We start from the raw sequence: 23,957 nt of genomic DNA on the forward strand, positions 1-23,957 counted from the left end.
CTTCGGCGTGTAGCGTAGCCTGGTAGCGCGCCTGCTTTGGGAGCAGGATGTCGGGAGTTCGAATCTCTCCACGCCGACCAAATTTTAACTTGTTGAATTGCTTCGTAAATCATCAACAAATAAAGATGAAAGTCAGCCCGAATAGCTTTATATCTGGCATATAAAGCCTTGTAACCACAATCTGCCCGTAGCTCAACCGGATAGAGCACCAGCCTTCTAAGCTGGGGGTTACAGGTTCGATTCCTGTCGGGCAGACCATGCATTAAAGTCTCTATGGTGGCTGTAGCTCAGTTGGTAGAGTCCAGGATTGTGATTCCTGTTGTCGTGGGTTCGAGCCCCATCAGCCACCCCATATTCTATAAGCCTCACAGTGCAGTGGGGCTTTTTTACACCTAGAGGTTTTGGTGTTTCGTAGCTATTTTGTAACCGAATTTAATCAATACAAAATCTCATATCCACCACGAACACTATTCACAGACGAGTAGCAACACTAGCCCGACCAACGAATACCTAAAGGCATTTTAGACATGAGTTAAGTGCGGACCAGCACGATGCGCTGACTGAAGTGTCTGAGGCGCTAATTATGTGGGCAGCTCAAGGGTTTATAAGTTGGCCGTTTTATAGGTTTTACTCGTTAAGTATGTGTTGAAATTGGCTGTATACAACCAAAAATGTTACAAATATGTAAAAAATCAATCACCTATATATTATTTGGTAAAATATTATCAGTGATAAATTGGCATGGCCTAGCATGTAGTTTTTTGCTTTTATATTGACATTAATATTTGGAGATTAATATGTTTCGTTTAACAATGGGCGCTACCCTAATAGCAGCAGCATTTTTTGCAAACACAGCAGTGGCTGGGCATGACACAATCAAGCCTAAGTCTTATGACAGTTTGGGTAAATGCGTTAAAGCAGCACTTAGTAAACACGACGGCAAGATTGTCAAAGTTGAATTCAAATCTGAGAAAAAAACAGGAATTTATGAATTTGATATTGAATCAGCTGATGGTAAAGCATGGGATATTGAGTGTGATGCTAAAACAGGCAAAGTGACTGAGATTGAAGAGGAAGTTAAAGCCGATGATGCTAGATTCATCGCTCTGGCTAAAGTGACTGAGGCTGAAGCTAAAGCAACCGCATTAGCGGCGCACCCGGGTACTGTGGTTGAAACAGAGTATGAACTTGAATCAGATGGTAAAGCCTCTTATGAATTCGATATACTTGAAGCTGATGGAGAAGAAATTAAAGTTGAAGTTGATGCAACTACAGGCAAGATTGTAGAGGCTAGTTATGAGGTTTATCAAATTGGTAAAGAGTGATTTTTGTAACATTTTTTGTTAAAAAAATTACGATAGCGGTAAAGTAGAAAAGGCGCCACAGGGCGCCTTTTCTACTTTTTAACACATGCGAATTAACAAAACTTAAGTGAGGAATCTATCCAGTTTACTGTACGCACAACCCTTAAAATTATGTAACAGTAAAAAGTCCTAGTGATAGTATTCCCTGATACTACATATGCTACAAACGTGCCAAGTTTATATAGTCAATTAATATCTACTTAACCATTTGAATATATTGTATTTTTTATGTTTCCTGCCAATTCTATTTAATGTGATTATTTGAAGATTTTGGTTATAAGCAACCAGCAGGGTTGTATACAACCACCAACTTTGAAAAATATTACTTTATTCACTTGTAACGTCATGCTCGTAACAATTTAGTTTGCTGATTCAAAAAAACAGCTTTAAGGCGTTTAATGCCTGAGCGAATTTCATCATTATTCAAATTAGCAAAGCCAAGTCGGATGGCGGGAATCTGGTAGTTAGAAGCTGAAAAATTTACGCCAGCTGATATGCTTATTTTTTCTGATTCCGCATCACTGATTAATATATTCATATCGATTGTTTGATTTATTTCAAGCCATATGGCTAAGCCGCTATCTGGCACTCGAAAGCTCACAAACTCACTTAACTCATTATGTATAAGGCTAGAGATGAAAGTGCTGCGCTCTTCGTAAATCTTTAGGGTACGTAAATTATGCCTTTTTATTTCACCCGTATGCAGCAATTCCGCAATTGCTAACTCTGTAATAATGTCACCTTGACGGTCAATCAAGGTGACTTGGTTTGCACACTGGTGAATGATTTCTTTAGGTGCCACGATATAGCCGATTCGAAAACCAGGCGCCAATACTTTAGAAAGCGAGCCAATATAAATGACGCGATTAGATTTTTGTATGCTGGCAAGAGGTAGGGTAACTTTTTGAGAAAAATTAAACTCATAATCACTATCGTCTTCGATAATTAAAAAATCATATTGTTCTGCAAGTGCCAGGAGCTTCTTTCTCCGTTCTTGCGACATACATACGGTAGTGGGAATCTGATGGTGTGGAGTGACATAAACCGCGCGTATTTTATGCTGACTGCATAGCAGTTCCAGATTGTCTACGTCTATTCCTTCATCATCATGTGCGACGCTCACAATATTAGCACCACAACTTTTAAATGCTTCGCGGGCAAGCGGGTTAGTGAGCTGCTCAACAACGACACAATCACCAGTTTCTATAAAAACTCTCGCTGTTAAAAAAACGCCCATTTGGCTGCCACGGACGATGCATAAATTTTCAATATTTGCATGAAGCCCTCTCTCCATATTAAGCATTTGAAGAATAGCTTCTCGTAAAATCATAGAGCCCTTAGGGTCACCGTAGGCTGATTTATTATTTCTTGCAGAAAAAATCAATGCATGTCGCATTGCACGGGAAAGCATTTCAAAGGGCAATAATCGAACATCAGGTAGTCCTTCGCTGAAGTGGATAAAGTCATGTTCCTGGCGCTTGCTTAGAATAGGTGTTACCTCTTTACTGAGGGGGAGTGATGCCCGATGCTGAATTTTTAGCGGTGGTTTGTTCTGATGGTTGACAGTAAGGACCCGGGGAGAGACGAATGTTCCGCGCTTGCTCTCGCTAATCAGCCAGCCTTCAGAAATTAGTTCGTCATAAGCCTGAATGACTGTTTTTCGATTAACTTTGATTTTATTGGCAAGATCTCGTGTGCCCGGAAGTGCCACCCCGGGTGTGAAGCGCCCACTTTGAATATCGCCGATGATTTTTTGTGCGATTTGCACATGAATTGCGGTGCCTGATTCACGCGCAATATCGACGTTGAGTTCCCACGGTCTTAGCATAGCCATCTCCTATCCAGTCAGCATATTGGTGATACATAATTTTTTCTGAGTAAGTGATTTCGTTCAGAAAATTACGCTTAATGGATACTAGGAGAACCCAAGTCGAGAATATTACCAAAATTTTCAGTAGCTGCTGAATTTATTAAGTGGACCAGCATGAATTAAAAAACTGGATGGCCTAAAAGGCGGTTTTTTTATATACAGTTACATTCGTTTACAAATTGAAACAATTAAATTTAAAAAGCGTACATATTTGTATGCATTTATTACGTGGTTGAATCAATTGCCTGTCATCCTAGTGCCAGTTTTATGTGAGCAAATTGAGGTTAATTTACTTCACTCTTTTATATTATCTTTGGAGATAACTATGTTTACAAAAAAACGAGTATTAGGACTAGCGGTAAGCGCAGCCTTGGCAATGCCAATGATTGCATCAGCAGCCGCTGACCAAGAAGCAGCAATGAAAGACGCAAACAACTGGGCTCACCCACGTGGTCAGCACGACAACCAAGGCTACAGCAAGCTAGCGCAAGTAAATAAAGGCAACATCAAAAACCTTAAAGCTGCCTGGACATTCGCAACCGGTGTAAACCGTGGTCACGAAGGTTCACCAGTAGTTGTTGGTAACATGATGTATGTACATACAGCATTCCCAAACAACGTATATGCACTTGATTTAAACGACAATCAAAAAATCGTTTGGTCATATTTCCCAAAACAAGACCCATCAGTACAAGCTGTTTTATGTTGCGATAACGTAAGTCGCGGTATGGGTTTTGGTGATGGAAAAATTTTCTTGCAACAAAATGACGGTCACTTGGTGGCTTTAGACGCTAAAACAGGCGCTAAGGTTTGGTCTGTTTCAAATACAGACCCAAAAGTCGGCGCTACTAACACTAACGCGCCACACGTCATTAAAGATAAAGTGCTTACAGGTTGTTCAGGTGCTGAGTTCGGCGTACGTTGCTTTATCGCGGCATACAACATCAAAGACGGTTCATTAGCTTGGAAAGCTTACTCAACAGGCCCTGATGCTGAAGTGTTAATCGGCGAAGGCTTTAATAAAGATACACCTGAGTACAGTGCATTGTCAGTTTACCAAGACGTAAACGGCGGTAACAAAATTGGCGGTTCTTTCAAACCATTGCCACATGATCAATTGAAAATTGGCGAAAAAGAATTGGGTACACGTACCTGGTTAAAACCACAGGCGGTTAAAGATGGCTGGCAACATGGTGGTGGTTCTGTGTGGGGCTGGTTTCCGTATGATGCCCGTACAAACTTAGTGTTCTACGGAATTGGTAACCCTTCTGTTTGGAATCCGGATGTACGTCCAGGCGACAACAAATGGTCTATGTCTGTATTTGCGCGTGATGTAGATACAGGTATGGCGCGTTGGGGCATGCAAATGACTCCACATGATGAGTGGGATTACGATGGTGTGAATGAAGTGATCTTGTTCGACAAAGGCGGCAAAACTTATGCATGGCACCATGACCGTAACGGTTTCGCTTACACTTGGGTAGCTGGTACAGGTAAATTGGTTGCTGCTGAAAAAGTACACCCATTCGTGAACTGGGCCACTGGTGTTGATTTAAAAACCGGTGTGCCTAATAAAACACCAAATGCGTCAACGCACCAAGATTACAATGCTAAAGGCATCTGCCCGGCTGCATTGGGTACTAAAGATCAACAACCAGCTGCATACTCACCAAAAACGGGTTTAATGTATTCACCACTTAACCACGTATGTATGACATACGAGCCGGTTGAGTCTAAATACGTTGCTGGTCAACCGTGGGTTGGTGCTACATTGACCATGTTCCCGGGTCCTGACGGTGTGATGGGTGGCTTTGCTGCTTATGACCCAATGACCAACAAAAAAGTATGGTACAACAAAGAGAAATTCTCTGCTTGGGGTGGTGTACTAACAACAGCTACTGGTTTAGTGTTCTACGGTACGTTAGATCGTTGGTTTAAAGCGGTGGATGATAAAACTGGTAAAGAACTTTGGAAATTCCAAGTAGGTTCTGGCGTGATTGGTAATGCATTCACCTACGGTAACAAAGGTAAACAATACGTTGGCGTGCTATCAGGTATCGGTGGCTGGGCTGGTGTAGCGATGAACCTTGGTATGACTAACCCAACAGACGCTTTAGGCGCTGCGGGTGGTTATGCAGAACTAGTTAAATACAACGCGGCTCCTGGCGGCGGTGCATTGAACGTGTTTAGCCTATAATTTAACCTTACAGTTTTTAGTAAGATTAAGTTGTAACTAATACAAGGTAGTTATATTAAAACGCCTCGATTCGTCGGGGCGTTTTATTATTTTTAGTGGTGGATAGTCGCCATTCTATGCAAGTCTTTCAAAATAACCTTGATTATGAGCCTTCAGCTTAAATTGAATTTGATGATTACTGGACTTCTGCTGCTGCTGTTAAGCGCGAGTGCATTTTTTATTGTGAAAAACGCCAGTGAAGACGTTCGCGCTGAGGTAACGTCTACCGCCAATTTAGCTTTGCATTTATTAGATGCTGAAATATTGCAACATTCCTCTGATTTTGGCTGGATTAACAATGCCGAGAGTAATTCTATTTTCAGGTTGCAAAACTTAGGCAATATCAGACACCTGAAAATAGAGTTTTATGACATGAACGGCAAACTGCGTGAAAGCAACCGCAGTAAGCAACAGGGATTAGAAAATAATGCCCCGCCAAAATGGTTTACTAATGCCATGGGTCTGTCAGGCGCGGGTCTGAGTAAACACACTAGAAAAATTATGTTGAGCGGGCGTTATGTCGGACAGTTGGTCATCACGCCTGATCCGAGTTATGAGATTGCTGAAGTTTGGGGTGACACTATCTGGATTTTAGGTTTAGCGGCAATATTTTTTGTACTCATCAATATGTTAGTTTATTTTGCGGTGCGATACACATTCAAACCAGTCGATAGAATTGTAGAAGCACTCACGCAAATGCAGCATGGGTTATTCAGCAATAGGTTGCCCGATTTTAAACAAGTGGAACTGCAGGAAATCGGCCAAAAATTTAATGCGATGGCAGATACGTTGCAGAAAAGTACGCAAAATAACCATCGCTTAACGCAGCAGGTTATCCGTTTGCAAGAAGACGAACGTAAAAACTTAGCACGTGAAATACACGATGAAATCGGTCAGTATTTAACGGCTATTCATATGGATGCCAGTGCAATTTTAAACGGCAAGAAGTTGTCAGGTGCAAAAGAAAGCGCAAAAGCCATCAGTGATGTTACGCGTCAGATGATGGATATGGTCCGTGAGATTTTACAGCGCCTTCGCCCGCGTGTTTTGGATGAGCTTGGGCTTGGTTTAGCTTTAGATGAGTTGATGCACCAATGGCGTCATCGCAGCAGAAATGTCAGGCTGACTCACAATATTACTAAAGATTTAGGCGTGCTAGATGAAGCAGTATCCATTACGGCATATCGAGTGGTACAGGAGTGTTTAACCAACATCGTAAAGCATGCCAATGCGCGTCAGGTGGCTGTAAGTGTTACGCAAGATGCGCAATATATCTACATTAAAATCGAAGATGATGGTGTTGGTTTTGATACAACACTGGCAACGCAGGGCTATGGTCTGGCTGGTATGAGCGAGCGTATTCAGGGCTTAATGGGGCATATGAATTTAGATGATAAACGTATTGTTAGCAGATGATCACACCGTAGTGCGCGCAGGCTATCGCCATTTATTGCAGTCTGCGCCTGATATTAAAATTATTGCAGAAGCCGATACCGGTGAAGAAGCCTATCGGCTTTGCGAACAACTGCAACCGGATGTCACCGTTATGGACATCTCCATGCCGGGCATGGGTGGGCTTGAAGCCTTGCGACGCATACGCGCCCAAAACGAACATGCAAAAGTGCTGATATTCAGCATGCACGATGACGCCGTATTTCCTTCACGCGCGCTTGAGGCGGGCGCACGCGGCTATCTTTCAAAGTCCTGCTCGCCAGAGGCACTGATACAAGCCGTGCGAACCATTGCCGCCGGCAGTAAATATATCGGGCAAGAAGTTGCACATAAGGTTGCATTGCAAATGTCGCAAGGCACAGGTAATTTACTTAAAAAACTCACCCCGCGCGAGTTTGAAACATTCACCCTGTTAGCTCAAGGTGTGCCGCTGGCAGCGTTGGCAGAGCAACAGCATATTGACTATAAAACTGTGACAAGCGTGCAAGCGCGCATACGGCAAAAACTTGGCATAGAAAACACCGCACAATTAGTCATGCTGGCTATTCGGTCTGGGGTGATTAAAGTTTAAACCCAGATTTTCCATTAGAACCGAACCGTTCCTTCCCCCTTGCAGGGGGAAGGCTAGGATGGGGGTAGAGCAGCAACATTGCCACGTTTCGACCCCCTCCCTAACCCTCCCCCTGCAAGGGGGAGGGATCTTTAGCCTAATGGAAAATCTGGGTTAAAAGCGAATAATTTTTATAGGGAGTGATATTGGCTGGCGATTAAAAACAAGCTGGAAAATCACATCGGGAGTTTTTCCCGTAGTTACAGTGGTTTTTTCCTATTAAGAAAAAGAAGTGAGCAACTTTATGATGTCTTATCTGCTAAATGAAGCGGGTAAGTAAGTAGTAGGAATATTTTAGTAAATTTTTTAAAAAAATTTTAGACATCAATAATCAGGAGAAGCAAACATGAAAAACTTAAGCATGAAAAAAATTGTGAAAAAAGAACAGGGTTTTACGCTGTTAGAACTATTAGTGGTGATTACACTATTAGCGATTCTTTCAGTAGGCGCATTAGTCGCTTATGAAGGTGTTGGCGATAACGCACAAGCCACAGCAGCTGCCAACAACACAGCAGGTGCAGACCGTGCGATTCGTAACTATAAAGCCGTGACATTAAACTACCCGGATCAATGGGATATGTTATCTACTACAACAGGTGCAACGCCAACTTTCTTGCACACTAAAACACAAGCAGCATTTGGTGTAATGACAGCTCCTGCTGCTGGTGCATTTAAAACTAAATTTGATGCAGGCTTTGTATCTGTAGGTATTACAGAGTTGCAAACACGTATAATTCCTGGTTTAACACCCAATGTAGACCCTAACTTGCAACACAATGAAGGTGCACTTGGTCTTTCTGCTGGTACTGACGTAGTTGAAGATGACTTTGGTAATTTTAACTTCTATTCAATCTTGCCAACATTTGGTGCGGCTGCATGTCAGATTAATGGTGCTGCACCAGCTGTTTTCACTAAGTTAAACGGTGATGCATTTACAGCAGCTGATGGCCAACGTCAAAACGTAATCAATGATTACCTTGGTGCAGACGAATGTCATCTAGTCTTGGCTTTAGGTTTCGGTCACGATGCGGCTCATAGCACTAATAACGCTTCAGTGGCTATTGCAACTGCACCTACTTTTGTTAGCAAAGACATCAACCCAGCTAAAAACTATGCACGTTACGTTGCATTGTTCCATGTAGGTGGTGACGGTGAAAATGACGGCGTTGAAGATGGTGATATTACTGTAGATGAATTATTTGCTAAACCACGTTTATTGGCTGTAGTGGACACTGCTGGCAACGTAATTGACGAAAACATCGCTAAACAAAATCCATAATTGATTGGTAATTAAATCGATATAGATTGAAAGCGTAATACAAGAGACAGTGCTGTTTTGCAGCGCTGTCTCTTTAATGTGTAAGCCCCATAATTAAAGGCAGTATTGTAAAAATGGTGGTTATAAAAAGTAGTGATTAAAAGACAAAGACTAGGTAGTAAAAGTAATCGCTAAAAAGAAGAGGGTACAAAAACAATAATGTCTGTGATGTTTGAGCTTAAGCCCAATGCCCGCCATGCCGCTAAACAGCGCCGTGGTTTTTTGCGTTTTTTGGGTTTTGCTGTGAATAATAAGCTACAGCTTATGTATTCCACGGTAAAAACCCTTGCGATTTTGGCTGCGGATTTACAGCTTAGCCTAAAACTAAAAACAAGACTAAAAACAACAACACGCCAGTCTTGCCCTGTGGTTCGACAAGCTCACCAACCGAGCCTGTCGAGTCGTGCCCTGAGCTTGTCGAAGGGAAACCTACCGAAATGACACAGCCCCTTCGACAAGCTCAGGGAACGGTAGGGAGTGTAGCCTGTAGAGTCGTGCCCTGTGGTTCGACAAGCTCACCAACCGATCCTGTCGAATCGTTCCCTGAGCCTGTCGAAGGGAAATCTACCAAAACGACACAGCCCCTTCGACAAGCTCAGGGAACGGTAGGGAGTGTAGCCTGTAGAGTCGTGCCCTGTGGTTCGACAAGCTCACCAACCGAGCCTGTCGAATCGTTCCCTGAGCCTGTCGAAGGGAAATCTACCAAAACGGCACAGCCCCTTCGACAGGCTCAGGGAACGGTAAGTGTGAGAGCGTTGATGCATTTTTTATTTAAAAATATTTTTGTAAAGGCTTATTGATGCCGAAAATTCAAACAAACAAAACCAAGCGCCAACATCAACGCCAGCTGGGCTTTACTTTGCTAGAGCTGTTGGTGGTCATCGGTTTGTTGGGATTAGTAGCGATGTCTATCACTGGCCTGATGATTGAAGACCAAGGCGTAAAACGCCAAGAAGTGACTGAAAAGCGCTGGGATGAAATTCGCAAGGCGATTATTGGGGATACCTCACGCACCTTAAACGGCGAGCCTATGTTAAGTGGCTATGTGGCCGATATGGGCAGGTTGCCACGTAATTTAACAGAGCTTATGGTGAAAGATTATGATGATGATAATGACCCATTAACACCTGATTTTGTACAGCCTGCCTGGGCAGAATTTGCACTCTACGACCCTATTGCTGGTTGTACGCCTAATCCTTGCACACCTTTAACCCTTGGTGCAGGCTGGCGTGGCCCGTATTTATATACGGGCGGCAGTAAATATTTTAAAGATGGCTGGAGTGCCACAGAAACAGCGGACCTCGATTTTGATTGGGCGGTGACGTTAACAGGCACATCACCTGCACATAGTGCTATTGCCGTGCAAAGTTTGGGATTTGATAATGCTGTCGGCGGTACAGAATATAAAGCGGATTACCCAGAGGCTGGCATCAATACGGTGTATGCCAGCGACTGGCAACTAAGCACATTACCTACACCGCCTACCATTCAATTTACAATTCACTTTAATAAAGCACCATTATTTGCGCAAACCGCACTGGAGCTTAGAATTTATTATTTCCAAGATGATGCAAACGTTACGACTTCTCCTGCGGATTTTATAAAAAATAATGAACAAGTAAGCAATGTCCTATTTGATTTGCCAACAACTACGCCACCAGTGCCAGTTAGCACAAGCATCACATACAGCCCTCCAACTGCCCCTACTCCCCCGCCATATTTGCCTTTGGGTAAATACGCTGCGCTAGTCTGGTGTACGGATGACCCAGCAACCCCCACCACTGAGCCAGATGTTATTTATGACGGCAACTGCGACTCTGAACAAGACACTGATGTTAAGCCTTATTACTTTACTATGCTACCCAGTGCTACGCCTACCATTAAAATCTATTGGAACACCCAGGACACCCCTTAAATGCGTTTAAATGATTTAGTTGAAAAGCTCCCGTTTTTACAGCGGGTTAATTCTGTTTTAGTGTGCGAGGTTGACCACGCAGGGTTAAGAGCTGCGGTGGTGGTGCGGCATGGTGATGAAGTCACCAGCACATTTGAGGCTAGCTCTGCCTTGCTGGACTTTAATGCTGCCGTGGCCGAGGTGGTAAAGCACGTGCGTGAGCAGGGCTGGGTGGGCAAGCATGCAATTTTGCTGACACCAGCGGTGTTGCTGGCGATGCTGGATTTACCAATTCCGCAAAAAAACAAGCTGGCCCCTGCCGAAGTGGCAGAAAAAATTGATTGGGAGCTAGAGCCGCTTATTACCCAGCATTTAAGCACCTTGGCTTTGGGCAGGCTGTTGGTGGCACTTGGGTTTATGACGGCTGACCATGTAGACGATGTGATTAGCCAGCAAAGCTACAGCAATAATACCCATCATGTAGACCCCAATAAAACTTATACCTATAAGCGTTTTGGCGAGGTGGCGATTGAAATGGGCTATATCAATCAGGCGCAGCTGCAAAAGTGTTTAGATATTCAAAGCTGGTTTCAATCCACAGGTGATGAAGTTAAATGCGGCTGGTCTGCACAGGGTTTGTTGGCTAGCGATGATACGGGCAGTGCAAATATGTATCAGTGGCTGGCCAGCGGTGTGAATCAAAGCCTGTTGCGCCAGTGGCAGGCGGCTTTTACGGCGCATCAAATCAAGCTGGAATATCTTTATCCGTTGGCTGGATGTGCTGCCAGCATGCCGGATTTAGCTAATAAGGATTTAAAACATCAGTTATTGCTTGAGGTTTATGAAACCGTTATCGCGGGTGTTCATATTGCGGGCAACCGCATTGTTAGCTTGCATATTCAGCCCAGCACCTTACAAGACACGCTGGCGAATATTGCCGAAACGTATCACTCGCTTGAAGCCGCTGAATTGGATGCGGTGTGGCTGGTTGATTCTGTATCTAACAATGAAATTGAAGCCAGTAAGTTACACAGCAATTTAGAGGCGGTGGTGTCACTGCCGATTAAAACGCTGGCTCGCCAAACGCATTTAGTCAGTGTAGGCATGCTGGGCGCCGCACGCCACATGTTTAAAATGAAAGGCGCACATTATGTGGCAGGTGTGCCTGTTAGCAACCCGCAGCCTGGCCTGTTGCAGCGTTTGGAAGTGCGTGCCTTTTTGGCAGGCTTGGCTTTGTTGCTTACTATTGGTTTGGCTGAAGTGGTGCTGCAGGTGCGGCAAAGTCTGATTGAATCTGAAAATGAGCGCGTCAGCAAAGACCTGAAAGTGATAGATGATGCCATTGCAAGGGTGCAAGCTAAAGTAGATGAAGTTAAAAAGCTTAAAGGTAGCATCAAAGACTTGCAAGCTGAGCAAAAAGAAACACAGGCAGCAGCAAATTTACTTTCTGCGGATTTACCCAAGCGCAATCAAACCGTTATTTCCTTTCTTAGTGCATTAGATCGGTCGATTTCTGATGATGTGGTGATAGATAGAATTGCTGAAGACCCGATTTATGGTTTTACTATCAATGCCTGGTCGTTAAATGATAAATCTGCACAAGAATTTGTAAAAACCCTTCAGGTGGCGGTGCATCCGTTAGGTTATAAATTGAAAGATGTAACGGTGTCCAGCCAAACTGGCCGATTAGGTTTAATGGGTTCTTCGGTGAGTTTTAGCGCCACATCGCTGGATGATAAAGCTTGGGCTACCGGCAAATCGTCGCCTAACAAAGCTTTACCCGCTGCTACCGGTAATGCCAGAGTTGCAATCCCTATACCAGCCCCAGCTAAGGAGGTTCAATAATGGCTTTCGATAAAATCAGCAGTCGCGAGCAGGTACTTATTTTTATTGTGATTACTACATTTGTCGCGGGGGGCTATGGGTTGCTTAGATTTGTGCCGCAGACCAAACAATTAGCCGAGTTGCAAGCCACCGTTAAAGTTAATCAAGACAAAATTAAAAATCCGAACTTTCCTGATGAGCCTACGGAGGATACTGAAGATTTAAAAGACAAGCTGGAAGATTTAGAAAATGTAATGGTGAATGTGCGCGCTAACCTTGAAGCACTGGAAAAAAATCTTGCGCCAACTGATAGCCAGGAAATGGTATTAAAAATATCTGAAGCGGCTCGTGCATCCGGGGTGAGAGTGATTGAAAACGTGCCTTATTTGGTGCAAAGAAAAGATGGCGAAACGGCTAATCAAGCCAATAAGCCAAAAATATCTAAAAGAGGTCAAAGAAAATTAGATAGAGAAGCCAAAAAAAAAGCGCAGCAAGCGGGTGGTGCTGCGGCAGCTTCTGCCAGCGGCGGCATTCCTAAAGAAGGCGAGCTGATTTACCGCTTGGTAAACGAGCTGGAAACATCACGGCCTTTTCAGCGTATTAGTGTTGAGGGTAGTTTTGCAGATTTGCAAAAATTCGTTCAGTCTGTACGTACCATGCCTTGGCAAGCCACCATTGTGAAGCTGGATATTGATGTGGCGATTCAAACCCCGCCACAAGGTATGCCACAGCCGATTACCGCACGTATGATTATTGCGATTTAGCAGGTTAAATTGATGACCTTTAATCTAATAATACAACTATTTCCTCGCCTCAACCTCCTCTTTAGTCTGGTCAAGACTAGCTGTTCCCTGAGCTTGTCGAGCCGTTCCCTGAGCTTGTCGAAGGGCGGCGGAGATTTAGTTACCATTAGTTCCTGTAGCCCTTCGACAAGCTCAGGGAACGTGGGTCCTTCGACCACTTCGGCAAGCTCAGGACAGGCAGGCTCAGGGAACAGCGAGCTTTGGTGCAAAAATTTTAGTTCAATAGTCTTTAAATCATGGCATTAAACACTGAACAACTCATAGAAGCGGGGCTTAAGCAGAGGCTGATTGAGGCGGATGTGCTTAACCAGTTACGCACAGAATCGCGCCGTAAGCGTATTGATATTCTGGATGCGATTATGGCGCACTACCGCTTGCCTGTCAGTGCGCTATATCGTGCTGTAGCCGAAATGCGCGGTTTAAAATTTGTAGATTATGCGCAAGCCAAGCCTGATGCTGAATTATTAAAAAAAATTCCGCAGGCATTGGTTAGGCGTAAAGGTTTATTGCCATTGCTGCATGATGAGCCAGGTGTATTGTTAGCCACAGCAGACCCAGATGACCGCGCCAGCATTGAAACAGTTAGACGTATTTTAGGCAGTCAGTTGCGCGTGGCCGTGGCAGAGCCTAATACGCTTAATGCGGCAATCAATCGCGCGTACCTCAGTCAAGCTGCCGCACCTAGTGGCTTGCCAACAGCGGCAGCTGAGGTGGATTTAGTAAGCTTGCTTGATAGTATTTTTAAAGAGGCTTATTTGCGTAGGTCTTCTGATATTCATTTGGTGCAGGATGAGTTTGGTTTACGCGTACGTTTACGTGTAGATGGCGAGTTGCAAGATTATGTAACTGATAGTGTGCATGATACAACCGTGGCTAACGGGCTTATTTCACGCATTAAAGTATTGGCTAATTTAGATATTGCCGAGCAGCGCGAACCGCAAGATGGCGGCATGTCTTATTACTTGCCACCGCCGATTGATAGCGAGTTTAACGTGCGCGTGGCCACCGCGCCAACGCGGCTGGGTGAGCGTGTGACTATGCGCGTGCTGGGGCAGGATGCGCAGGATTTAACCTTAGAAAAAATCGGCATGTCTGAGCCGGATATGCTGATGTTCAACAAAGCCATCAGAAAACCATTCGGTATGATTTTGCTCACAGGCCCTACGGGTAGCGGTAAATCCACCACGCTATTTGCGGCATTACGCGAAATTAGCTCGCCCAGCATTAACATTATGACGGTAGAAAACCCGGTGGAATATGTGATGGAAGGGGTTTCTCAAATTCAAACAGGGGCAAAAGTTACCTTTGCCAGTGCGTTGCGGTCTTTATTGCGGCACGACCCCGATGTGCTGATGGTGGGTGAAATCCGCGATGAAGAAACCGCCGATACCGCGCTCAAAGCGGCGATGACGGGTCATTTGGTATTTTCTACCCTGCACACCAATACGGCGGCAGGTACGGTATCGCGTTTAATCGACATTGGCTGTGAACCGTTTTTAATTGGTTCTACCATGAATGCGGTGATTGCACAGCGTTTGGTGCGCAAGTTATGTTCGCATTGTAAAACCAGCCATGCTGCAACCGATGAAGAAAAAAATCTATTAGACTTACCAGCAGAAACGGAAGCTCAAATTTATGAGCCAAAAGGTTGTGCTTTTTGCCAAGGTTCAGGCTATCGCGGGCGTTTGGGCTTGTTTGAAACATTATGGTTTGATGAAGAGCTTAGTAAACTGGTGGCCAAAGGCTGTAGTGAAGAAGAGCTGGAGCAGCGTGCAGGCCCACAGCGATTACGCCCGATGTGGGTAGATGGCACTGCAAAAGTATTGGCTGGTATTACCACCATTGCTGAACTGCAAAGCGTTGCAGTGAAAAGGCATTAACGATGGCAAAATTCAAATACACCGCTATCAATAGTGCAGGTAAAGAAAGAAAAGGCAGCATTCAGGCCTTGGATACCAATATGGCGTCAGCAGCCTTAAAAGAGCAAGGGCTGTATGTGATTAAAATTGGCGCAGAAACCAGCAAGGCAGAGGGTGGATTGTCGAAAGAGTTTAATTTTTCAAGTCTGAATAAGTACCGTTCAGTTTCTAAAACGCAATTGGTTTTTTTCTTTAAGCAGCTTTCGTTTATGTTGCGTGCAGGTTTGCCTGTGATGCAAGCTTTACAGCTCTCTCAGACTCAGGTTTCAAGCGGGCGCTTACGCTTGGTCATTGGTGAAATGCTGAGCGATATTGAAAATGGCAGCCAGGTATCAAAAGCTATGGAGAAGCATAGTGAGGTATTTCCAGCCATCGCCATTAACTTAATGGCGGCAGGTGAAAGTACAGGTTCGCTGGACTTGGTGGCAAACCGCCTGGCGGATCACCTTGAGAAAAAAGCCGCGCTTAAATCACAAACCATCAATGCCATGATTTATCCATCAGTGGTAGTGGTTGCCGCGATAGGCGTAGTGATTTTTTTAGTGGTTAAAATTATTCCGACATTCGCTAAGTTTATTCAGGGCAAAGGCAAAAAATTACCGGCTTCTACCCAGTTTTTAATCGACGCTTCAGACTTTGCACTCAAATACGGACTATTTTTTGTAGCGGCTTTTATTTTGAGCGTGGTTGTTTTAATCACGGCCTACAACACGCCATTGGGGCGTTTGAAAATTGATGGTTTTTTATTGAAAATCCCCGTAATAGGCAAACTGCTTTCGCATGGGGCCATGGCAGAGTTTAACTGGTCGCTCTCTATGATGTTGCGTAGCGGTTTAACTGCGTATGAGTCGCTCAAAATATGCGGCAAGGTTATTGCCAATCGCCTTATCTCTACCAAGTTGTATCTAGCTGCCGACCAAATTTTAACAGGGCGCGATTTGGCTTCCAGCTTAAAGCATCCTGCTATTCCGGAATTAGTGATACAGATGACTGCTGTGGGTGAAAAAACCGGAACGCTGGACTTAGTGTTGCAAGAAGTTGGCGTGTTTTATGAAATGCAGTTGCAGGTAGGTGTAAAGCGCATGAGCGCAATGATAGAGCCTGCCATGATATTGGTGATAGGCGGAATTGTTGGTTTTGTGTATTACGCGTTTTTTCAGGCCATGTTTTCTTTGGTGTCGAAAGGTTAAAGATTTTGAAAATTACTAGTTTTTATCAAACTGTATTGGGTGTGATTAGTAGTGCTGGTTTGCTGTTTTTTATATCCACCAGCGTCATGGCGGCCGATGCCTTTTCAGGCTATTACGGCGGTAACGGCCAAAATCAGCAGAACGGCAGAATACAGCGTGACCCCTTTACCACCAGCGACAAAATGTATGGCGAAGTAGGTGCGCAAGCCGCACAAAGGGCAAGTAACGCACAAGGCTTTATTCCGGGTTATGGGGCGCAGGCAGTGCCAAAAATGCGACTAAAAGGCTTTGTGACTAAAAGCAATAAAAAAGCGGCGGCTCTGCTGGATGTTGAAGGTGTTGGCGTGTATTTGGTGAGTGAAGGCGATGAAATAGGCTTGCAGGCCATGGGGCAGAATAGTGTTTTAAAAATCATCGGGGTCAGTGCCAATGGCGTAAAAGTGCAATCTGGTCAGGTGAATCAAGTGATAGTTGTACGTTAAGTAATTAGGTGATTATTTTGGTGGGTATGTTAGCAATGAATAAACCTTTAGATAAGATTTTGGATAAAACAAGAATGAATAAAATGATGGTAACTAAGAAATCACGCCTATCCGCGCGATGGTGTCTGCAATTGGCGGTTCTAGGTGTTGCACTAACTGCTTTGTTACCAATTCAAGCTTATAGTGACAATGGTGTTTTGATTACCCCAGTAGAACCTGTGCTAGGTGTTGCACCAGATGAAAGCGTGATAGTCGCTACACCGGCAACTCAAAACCTGAACACTGAAAAAGCCAATCAAACACGTAATAAAAAAATAGCCGCCAAAGCTACTCCACCTAAAAATGCGGCACTTAAAAAATCGTCGACCACCGCTGAAAATGCAATTATCAGCAAGCTGGAGTTTAAGCAGGCCAATATGGTAGATGTGGCGCGCGCGCTGGCAGATATGTCAGGTTTAAACATAGTAGCGACTGAAGAAGCAGCAAAAAAAACCGTGACGGTGTTTTTGCAAAACATAACAGTTAAAGATGCGCTGGATACTATTAGCAAGAATAGCGGGCTTTGGTACAGGCAGGATAAAATCAGCAAAACTTATCGCATTATGAGTACCGATGAATATCAGCGCGATATGGTGGTATATCGTGACGATGTTACCAGAGTGTTCGATATATTGCACCCTAACCCCATCATTATTGCCAATGCAATCAAAGATTTATATGGCAAAAGAGTGAGGCTGTCCATCGGGGTTGAAGACAACACAACTATGGGCAATTTTGGAGCTGCGGGTGCAGCATCAGCGACGACTAGAAATATTGGGGGTAATAACTCAAGCCTGAATAGCTCGCGCCAGAATAATAATCGCCAAGCGGGTGGGAGTGCAGACGGAAACAATGAAGATGGCAGTAATCGGGTTGTGATTACAGAAAAACTATCAGTTGAAAAGATTTCCAGGTTGGAGGAGCAATTAAAAGCACAAAATGACGATAAAACTATTTCGGCAGAAATGCTTAGAGATTTATCTACGCAAGAGCAACCAATTTTTGTGACGCTAAATCGTGAACACAGTTTTGTGATTGTACGCACTAGCGATACGCTTGCTATTAGCGATATAGATCAATTGATTAAACAAATGGATAGACCCACGCAGCAAGTGCTGCTGGAGATGAAAATATTGTCATTAGAAGTAGGAGATGCCTATCGTCAAGCGTTTGATATTGATTACATTCCCAACAGTACTGCGGTACAAGGGCCATTGACAGATCAAGATAGAAATCCACTACATAGTACTAAGCCAGATAGCATTTCTGAAACCACTCCTTATACCACTTCCGGAGGTGGTACTGGGACTTTGACTCGTAGTGGGGATATTGCAGTAGGCGGGGTTAGGAACATATTGGGGCTAGGTAACTTTGCGTTGGAAGGGGGTACTTTTGTATATCAGTTTATGAATGACAAAATTCGGGCGCGTATTCAACTATTACAAACAAACAATAAAATCAACACATTAAGCTCCCCCATTTTACTGGCGACTAATAATAAACCTGCCCGCGTATTCGTCGGCTCAGAGCAGGTAATTACCACGGGGTTTGATGCGGTGGCGGGCGGAGCTAACTCCGTTTCTGTTGGTGCACCTGCGGTTATTCCTGTGACTGAAATAAGAAACGTCGGTAATACCCTGCAAATCATGCCAAAAATTAATGCAAATGGAACCGTAACTTTGATGATTCAGCAAGACTCATCCTCAATACTGCCTGGTTCAAGTTCTATTCCTGTCGTAGTTGGTTCAACTGTACAAAGATTCAATGTAGATACAGTAAAAACTTCAAACATACAAGGCACAGTTGTGGCAAAAGATGGCTTAACGGTTGCCATTGGCGGTTTGATTGACAGCTCGGAAAGTGAAGAGGAGCAAAAAGTCCCAATCTTAGGTGATATACCTTTAGTCGGTGAGTTATTTAAACGTAAAGCGAAAACAAAAGGAAAACGCGAGCTTTTGTTATTGATTACTCCGCACATTATTGCAAATTCCCTAGAAGCTGAAAATGTAACGAGAGATGCTATCGAGCCAATTTCAGACCAGGAATGGTAAGAGAAAATTAGAATATAAAGTTGAAGGAATGTTGAGATGAATTTATTGAAAACGAAATTACCGAGCTTAGGCGTATTGATTTTAGCGCTATCTTTAACAGGCTGTGCAACCTCTATACCCCAAGCCGAAAACTTTTCTGCAACCAAGCAGAAAAAGGTAATGGCTGCCCAGCACTGGGGGGTGATTGCTGCTGATGCTGTTGAGCAAACAAGATTGGCATTAGTAAAACAGACATTTGTTAAAGATAAGCCTTTATATGTCACTGATAACGAAAGCACAGAGTTTAGCCGTGCTTTTCGTAAATATATGATTGCAGGCTTGCTTGATGCAGGGTTTGTGGTTTCAGCTAAAAAGGAAGGCGCGGTTGAGGTTGGCTTCGAGGCACAGGTAATTCGTCATGCTTCGTCATTCGACCCGCAGGCTTATGGCTATAAGCCTGGCATGGCCACGGCTGGCGTAGCAGGTTTTTGGGTACTACGTGATGCACTGCGTTACGGCGCATCGGCAGGCACGGTTTTGGCAACCGTTGCTGCAGCGGGCGGTACTGATTACTATAATGCCAAAAATCCAGGTGAAACCGGTGTGGAATTATTAATTAGCACGTCAATTATTCATGCTGACCGCTACGTGATGCTAAACGCCGATGCCTATTACATTGAAAAAGGCGAGGCGTGGCTGTTTGAAGGATGTAAAGGTAAAAACCGGCGCCAATGTCGTTAGTAATATCAAATTTTCTACAAATCCAAAACTAACAGAATAGATATTTAGGTTTTATGAAAAATAGCCCCCAGTTTCCTTCTTAAAGCAAACCTTTCAAACTAAAGCTTTAGCGGATTTTGCCGATAACTTAAGTACTAAAGTCGTTATCGAAGCAAAAACACTAAAGGATCATCATTATGTTTAAACAAAGAGGAATTACCAGCCTTGAGCTTCTATGCTCATTAACAATTATTTCATCTGTAACTGCATATACAGTAAACATGGCCGATGAAGTAGAGATTGCCATTGCAAATTATCAACAAACTACGGATTTGCAGCAGATTAAAGCTAGAATCCAAACGGCTAAATACGCAGATGATAAATAAAGGCTAGCCGTATGCGCGACTCAATAACATTTTTAGCGTATTAAAACTAATTTAACTTAATCTGACTTCGGATTGACTTGAGTCAAGTGTGATTAGGTAGATTTAACGATAATTTACATTTTAATTTTTAGTCATAATACTAAAGGAAATCTTGCCTTATGGCTAATGAACTGTTTAATAATGGCAAGCACATATGCGTAAAATTTAGTGATTTGTCTGATTCAGATAAATCACAGGCCGCAGTACAATCCAACCAGTTTTTGATTGTTAGTGATGGACATGGTGCTTTAATCGACCCTGGCGGCAACATGACTTATAACGCTTTGATGATGGGCATGGGAAAGTACTTTCATTTCCGTAAACTGAACTATATTTTTGCTTCGCATCAAGACCCGGACATTGTGGCTTCAATCAATAAATGGTTGGTGGGCACTGAATGTAAAGTGCTTGCACCAGCAATATGGGAACGCTTTTTGCCTCACTTTTGTAGTGTTGGCAATACTGAGGATCGTATTATCGGAATCCCCGATCAAGGCATGAATATAAAGCTAGGGGATGCGACTATTAAAGCTATTCCCGCACACTTTTTACACTCCGAAGGCAATTTTCAGTTTTACGATGTCACCAGTAAAATCCTGTTTTCCGGAGACCTTGGTGCCTCTTTAGTTCACCATGATCTTGCGGCAGAACCAGTGACTGATTTTGCATCGCATTTGCCAACCATGCTGCCGTTTCACAGGCGGTATATGACTTCTAATAAGGCCTGTCGTTTTTGGGCAAATATGGCACGCACTCTGGATATTGAGTCCATCGTACCCCAACATGGGCGTTCGTTTGTTGGTAAGCCTATGGTTGATCAATTCATATCGTGGGTAGAAAACCTTGAGTGCGGCATAGATTTAATGACGCAGGATAATTATAGAGTACCTTAAGTGACTATATACGCGGACTGTAATATCAGTCGCAATCGCACAAAAGGCCTCTATTTGAGTGTTTTATTACAGTGTTCGGCTAAATAAATTAAGTGCGAGTTGATAGCACAATAACGCCGTTTGGGCATCATAACGGTCATCGCCGTCACGCATAAAGGCATGTTGCGTATTAAACTCATGCCAAGTAAAGTTCAGGTTGGCGTTAGTCATTTTTGCATAAATATCTACACGCCCAGCCGTTGGAATGTATGGGTCTTGTTTACCCCAAATCATGAGCATTTCACCAGTGATTTCATTTAGGCGGTCCATGCTATGCTGGCCAGGTTTGTTAGGAATAAGCTGCGTATTTAAATCGGTGGCATAAAAACATGCAGTACCTTTAACTTCTGGCTGCAATGCTGCACGAAATGCTAAATGGCCGCCAATACAAAAGCCCATCGCGCCAATATTGCCGTCGTACCATGTTTGTTGTTTTATAAATTCGATGATTGCCACATTGTCGGTATCGTAAGCTTGGACGTCCTTAGTTTCTTTGTCCGCATTGCCTTTGTTTCGGCCTGCATCGTCATAGCCCAGTACCGTACCAATAGGGTTTAGCTCATGAAAAACCTCAGGCACTAGTACAACGTAGCCATGACTTGCCATAATTTTAGCGGCGCTTTCAATAGGGCCAGTTTGCTGAAAAATCTCTGAATAAAACAAAATTGCAGGATACTTATTTCCACCATTTGGCTTGCCATCTACCGGGCGGTGAATATAAGTACGCATTACGCCGGTAGGGGTGAGGATGTCTGCGGACTGGCTTTGAATTTTCATTGCTTACTTTCTAAATTAGCTTTAACTATGGTAATTTAGGTATTGTACAACGCTACAACGCGTTGTACAGCATTAGTAAACTGGTCAAATTTTTTATGGGGGCTAGAAATCTAAACGCAATCGCAACATGAAGCCAGCAAACGCTGCAGGCTGCTTTCATTTGCAAGTTCGGTCGCGACAGGTTTAACTATTGCTAACGGTTTGGTTTTATCGATTGAGACTTTAGTGGTTTTAATCGCTTTTAAGTTTGATGATTGTTGTGTTGCAATTTGCATGTTTCTTTCCTTTTGGGAGTTAAATCGGCTGAAATTTTGTTTCAGGGTAGATTCGACAATAAATAATTTAAAAATTAAAGCTGGTATTAATGAAATTACTTAATTGCAAGCCTATTCATTAACTGTTTACAACAACGCACACCAAGATAAATAGGATGACAGCTAAATAATCGAGATAAGGTTTGCTAAGCACACTACAATTTTCGTAAAATGGTGCTTTAGATTCACTTGCCTGCATAAGATAGTAACGACATTTGAGTTGACTTCTTTAATGGCTGGATTGATTAATTTTTAAGCTTAATAACCCACAATGCTACTCATCATCAATGGTAAAGCACGTAGTTTTGACGCAACAAATTTTAGTGTTGCACATTTAGTAAAAAGCCTTGATTTAGAGGGCAAGCGCCTTGCCATTGAGTGTAATGGTGAAATCGTTCCGCGTAGCCAGTTTGCAGATACGCAGTTGGCTGATGGTGATAAATTAGAGATTGTCGGTGCTGTCGGTGGCGGGTAACGGCCGTCAGTGCGACTAAGCGTTTGTTGAAGCATTATTAAGAGGATACAAAAGTTGTCAGACTTATTAAAAATTGCAGATAAAACCTATCATTCACGTTTACTGGTGGGTACTGGTAAATATCAGGACTTTGCCCAAACACGAGCAGCGATTGATGCTAGCGGGGCTGAAATTATCACTGTGGCTATTCGCCGTACAAATATTGGTCAAACTGCGGGTGAGCCGTCACTTTTAGATTTTTTGCCCCCGGAAGAGTTTACCTATTTGCCTAATACGGCGGGTTGCTATTCTGCCGATGAAGCTGTGCGTACGCTGCGTTTGGCGCGTGAGCTGTTAGATGGTCACAAACTGGTGAAATTAGAAGTGCTGGGAGACCCGAATACCCTCTACCCAAATATGATAGAAACCATAGCCGCCGCGAAGACATTGGTAAAAGATGGTTTTGATGTGATGGTGTATTGCTCAGACGACCCGATTATTGCTAAGCAGCTGGAAGAGATTGGCTGCTGCGCAGTGATGCCGCTCGCTTCATTAATTGGCTCTGGCATGGGCATTTTAAATCCATGGAATCTACAAATCATTATTGCAAATGCCAATATCCCAGTGTTGGTCGATGCGGGTGTTGGTACAGCTTCAGATGCGGCGATTGCTATGGAGCTTGGCTGCCAGGGAGTGCTGATGAACACTGCAATCGCTGCGGCACGTGATCCTGTTCTGATGGCAGGGGCGATGAAGAAGGCCGTGGAAGCAGGCCGCGATGCTTACTTAGCCGGCCGTATGCCTAAAAAACTGTATTCCGCCAGTCCAAGTTCTCCAACTGCTGGTTTAATTGCCTAGGGGCAATATAAAGTGATAATGTAAAGTGACAACATTAAAATGACCAGCGCCAAACATTATGAATGCACCGTGACAGTTGAAGTGGAGTTTATTCCAGACCAGTCAGATGTCGCGCGAAATCGTTATGCTTTTGCTTATCATATAAAAATAGCTAACACAGGGAATGTGGCTGCACAGCTAATCAGTCGTCATTGGATTATTGTGGAAGCGAATGGCGAACAGCAAGAAGTCAAAGGTTTAGGCGTAGTCGGGGCGCAACCTTTGCTGAATCCAAGCGAGCATTTTGAATATACCAGCGGTACGGTTCTAACTACCCCTATGGGGGAAATGCACGGAACTTACCAAATGGTGGCAGATGATGGCACACAGTTTGATGTGATAATTAAGCCTTTTGCACTCACGATGCCTAGAGTGTTGCACTAGTATGTCGCTAGGTGCCATTAAAA

At 43.7% G+C, this 23,957-nt stretch carries 22 protein-coding genes and 3 tRNA genes; 22 read left to right on the forward strand and 3 right to left on the reverse strand.

The features are described 5' to 3' along the window. Nucleotides 1–3 precede the first annotated feature (3 nt). The 4 genes from Q8J82_RS02575 (at nucleotide 4) to Q8J82_RS02590 (ending at nucleotide 1,325) form a co-directional block, all read left to right on the forward strand. A tRNA-Pro gene (locus Q8J82_RS02575) sits at nucleotides 4–80 on the forward strand. A 101-nt stretch (nucleotides 81–181) separates the two neighbouring features. Beyond that, a tRNA-Arg gene (locus tag Q8J82_RS02580) sits at nucleotides 182–258 on the forward strand. Between the two features lie 18 nt (nucleotides 259–276). Further along, nucleotides 277–352, forward strand: a tRNA-His gene (locus tag Q8J82_RS02585). A gap of 445 nt (nucleotides 353–797) precedes the next feature. Continuing rightward, nucleotides 798–1,325 carry a PepSY domain-containing protein gene (locus tag Q8J82_RS02590; RefSeq protein WP_305326521.1) on the forward strand — a complete coding sequence of 176 codons (528 nt, stop codon included), beginning with the start codon at nucleotides 798–800 and terminating at the stop codon, nucleotides 1,323–1,325. Between the two features lie 382 nt (nucleotides 1,326–1,707). On the opposite strand, the gene Q8J82_RS02595 is transcribed toward Q8J82_RS02590, so the two are convergent. Then, a complete protein-coding gene (locus Q8J82_RS02595) occupies nucleotides 1,708–3,192 on the reverse strand; it encodes a PLP-dependent aminotransferase family protein (protein ID WP_305326520.1) in 1,485 nt (494 codons plus the stop codon). Between the two features lie 367 nt (nucleotides 3,193–3,559). Between Q8J82_RS02595 and Q8J82_RS02600 the strand changes: the two genes are divergently transcribed. The 15 genes from Q8J82_RS02600 (at nucleotide 3,560) to Q8J82_RS02670 (ending at nucleotide 21,069) form a co-directional block, all read left to right on the forward strand. Continuing rightward, nucleotides 3,560–5,431, forward strand: coding sequence for a PQQ-binding-like beta-propeller repeat protein (locus Q8J82_RS02600; RefSeq protein WP_305326519.1), 1,872 nt, complete (start codon nucleotides 3,560–3,562; stop codon nucleotides 5,429–5,431). A gap of 171 nt (nucleotides 5,432–5,602) precedes the next feature. Further along, complete coding sequence (locus Q8J82_RS02605) at nucleotides 5,603–6,886, forward strand: histidine kinase (RefSeq protein ID WP_305327715.1); 1,284 nt, start codon at nucleotides 5,603–5,605, stop codon at nucleotides 6,884–6,886. Beyond that, entirely contained in the window at nucleotides 6,861–7,493 is a 633-nt protein-coding gene (locus Q8J82_RS02610; protein WP_304909127.1) for a response regulator transcription factor, read from the forward strand. Before Q8J82_RS02605 ends, Q8J82_RS02610 begins: the two co-directional genes overlap by 26 nt. Nucleotides 7,494–7,878: 385 nt before the next feature. Further along, nucleotides 7,879–8,811: a type II secretion system protein gene (locus tag Q8J82_RS02615; RefSeq protein ID WP_305327716.1), complete on the forward strand. Its 933-nt coding sequence runs from the start codon at nucleotides 7,879–7,881 to the stop codon at nucleotides 8,809–8,811. 198 nt (nucleotides 8,812–9,009) lie between these two features. Then, nucleotides 9,010–9,291 (forward strand): hypothetical protein, encoded by a 282-nt coding sequence (locus Q8J82_RS02620; protein WP_305327717.1) that lies wholly within the window; start codon nucleotides 9,010–9,012, stop codon nucleotides 9,289–9,291. Nucleotides 9,292–9,649: 358 nt separating this feature from the next. Next, complete coding sequence (locus tag Q8J82_RS02625) at nucleotides 9,650–10,765, forward strand: prepilin-type N-terminal cleavage/methylation domain-containing protein (RefSeq protein ID WP_305327718.1); 1,116 nt, start codon at nucleotides 9,650–9,652, stop codon at nucleotides 10,763–10,765. Then, nucleotides 10,766–12,589 (forward strand): hypothetical protein, encoded by a 1,824-nt coding sequence (locus tag Q8J82_RS02630; protein WP_305327719.1) that lies wholly within the window; start codon nucleotides 10,766–10,768, stop codon nucleotides 12,587–12,589. Next, on the forward strand, nucleotides 12,589–13,332 hold the full coding sequence (locus tag Q8J82_RS02635) for a hypothetical protein (protein WP_304908620.1): 744 nt from the start codon (nucleotides 12,589–12,591) through the stop codon (nucleotides 13,330–13,332). Before Q8J82_RS02630 ends, Q8J82_RS02635 begins: the two co-directional genes overlap by 1 nt. A 275-nt stretch (nucleotides 13,333–13,607) precedes the next feature. After that, nucleotides 13,608–15,251 (forward strand): GspE/PulE family protein, encoded by a 1,644-nt coding sequence (locus Q8J82_RS02640; RefSeq protein WP_304908621.1) that lies wholly within the window; start codon nucleotides 13,608–13,610, stop codon nucleotides 15,249–15,251. A gap of 2 nt (nucleotides 15,252–15,253) precedes the next feature. Then, nucleotides 15,254–16,480, forward strand: coding sequence for a type II secretion system F family protein (locus tag Q8J82_RS02645; RefSeq protein ID WP_305327720.1), 1,227 nt, complete (start codon nucleotides 15,254–15,256; stop codon nucleotides 16,478–16,480). A 5-nt stretch (nucleotides 16,481–16,485) separates the two neighbouring features. Beyond that, complete coding sequence (locus Q8J82_RS02650; protein WP_305252748.1) at nucleotides 16,486–16,962, forward strand: hypothetical protein; 477 nt, start codon at nucleotides 16,486–16,488, stop codon at nucleotides 16,960–16,962. 35 nt (nucleotides 16,963–16,997) lie between these two features. Continuing rightward, on the forward strand, nucleotides 16,998–19,052 hold the full coding sequence (locus tag Q8J82_RS02655) for a type II secretion system protein GspD (RefSeq protein WP_305327721.1): 2,055 nt from the start codon (nucleotides 16,998–17,000) through the stop codon (nucleotides 19,050–19,052). Nucleotides 19,053–19,088: 36 nt separating this feature from the next. Continuing rightward, complete coding sequence (locus Q8J82_RS02660) at nucleotides 19,089–19,772, forward strand: hypothetical protein (protein ID WP_304892346.1); 684 nt, start codon at nucleotides 19,089–19,091, stop codon at nucleotides 19,770–19,772. A gap of 176 nt (nucleotides 19,773–19,948) precedes the next feature. After that, nucleotides 19,949–20,137, forward strand: a complete 189-nt coding sequence (locus tag Q8J82_RS02665) for a type II secretion system protein (protein ID WP_304892345.1) — start codon at nucleotides 19,949–19,951, stop codon at nucleotides 20,135–20,137. 158 nt (nucleotides 20,138–20,295) lie between these two features. Next, nucleotides 20,296–21,069: an MBL fold metallo-hydrolase gene (locus Q8J82_RS02670; protein ID WP_305326510.1), complete on the forward strand. Its 774-nt coding sequence runs from the start codon at nucleotides 20,296–20,298 to the stop codon at nucleotides 21,067–21,069. Between the two features lie 66 nt (nucleotides 21,070–21,135). On the opposite strand, the gene Q8J82_RS02675 is transcribed toward Q8J82_RS02670, so the two are convergent. After that, a complete protein-coding gene (locus Q8J82_RS02675) occupies nucleotides 21,136–21,885 on the reverse strand; it encodes a dienelactone hydrolase family protein (RefSeq protein ID WP_304892343.1) in 750 nt (249 codons plus the stop codon). Nucleotides 21,886–21,995: 110 nt separating this feature from the next. Beyond that, the gene (locus tag Q8J82_RS02680; RefSeq protein ID WP_305327722.1) at nucleotides 21,996–22,160 is read right to left on the reverse strand and encodes a hypothetical protein; all 165 of its coding nucleotides are present in this window, start codon (nucleotides 22,158–22,160) and stop codon (nucleotides 21,996–21,998) included. Nucleotides 22,161–22,470: 310 nt separating this feature from the next. On the opposite strand from Q8J82_RS02680, the gene thiS reads away from it, so the two are divergent. The 3 genes from thiS to apaG are packed head-to-tail and all read left to right on the forward strand — an operon-like array spanning nucleotide 22,471 to nucleotide 23,934. Beyond that, entirely contained in the window at nucleotides 22,471–22,674 is a 204-nt protein-coding gene (gene thiS / locus Q8J82_RS02685) for a sulfur carrier protein ThiS (RefSeq protein ID WP_305327723.1), read from the forward strand. 54 nt (nucleotides 22,675–22,728) lie between these two features. Continuing rightward, nucleotides 22,729–23,511 carry a thiazole synthase gene (locus tag Q8J82_RS02690; protein WP_305326449.1) on the forward strand — a complete coding sequence of 261 codons (783 nt, stop codon included), beginning with the start codon at nucleotides 22,729–22,731 and terminating at the stop codon, nucleotides 23,509–23,511. A gap of 39 nt (nucleotides 23,512–23,550) precedes the next feature. Continuing rightward, nucleotides 23,551–23,934, forward strand: coding sequence for a Co2+/Mg2+ efflux protein ApaG (gene apaG, locus Q8J82_RS02695; protein ID WP_304892339.1), 384 nt, complete (start codon nucleotides 23,551–23,553; stop codon nucleotides 23,932–23,934). Nucleotides 23,935–23,957: the final 23 nt, after the last annotated feature.

It is taken from the genome of Methylotenera sp. (assembly GCF_030684185.1).
Lineage (GTDB): Bacteria > Pseudomonadota > Gammaproteobacteria > Burkholderiales > Methylophilaceae > Methylotenera.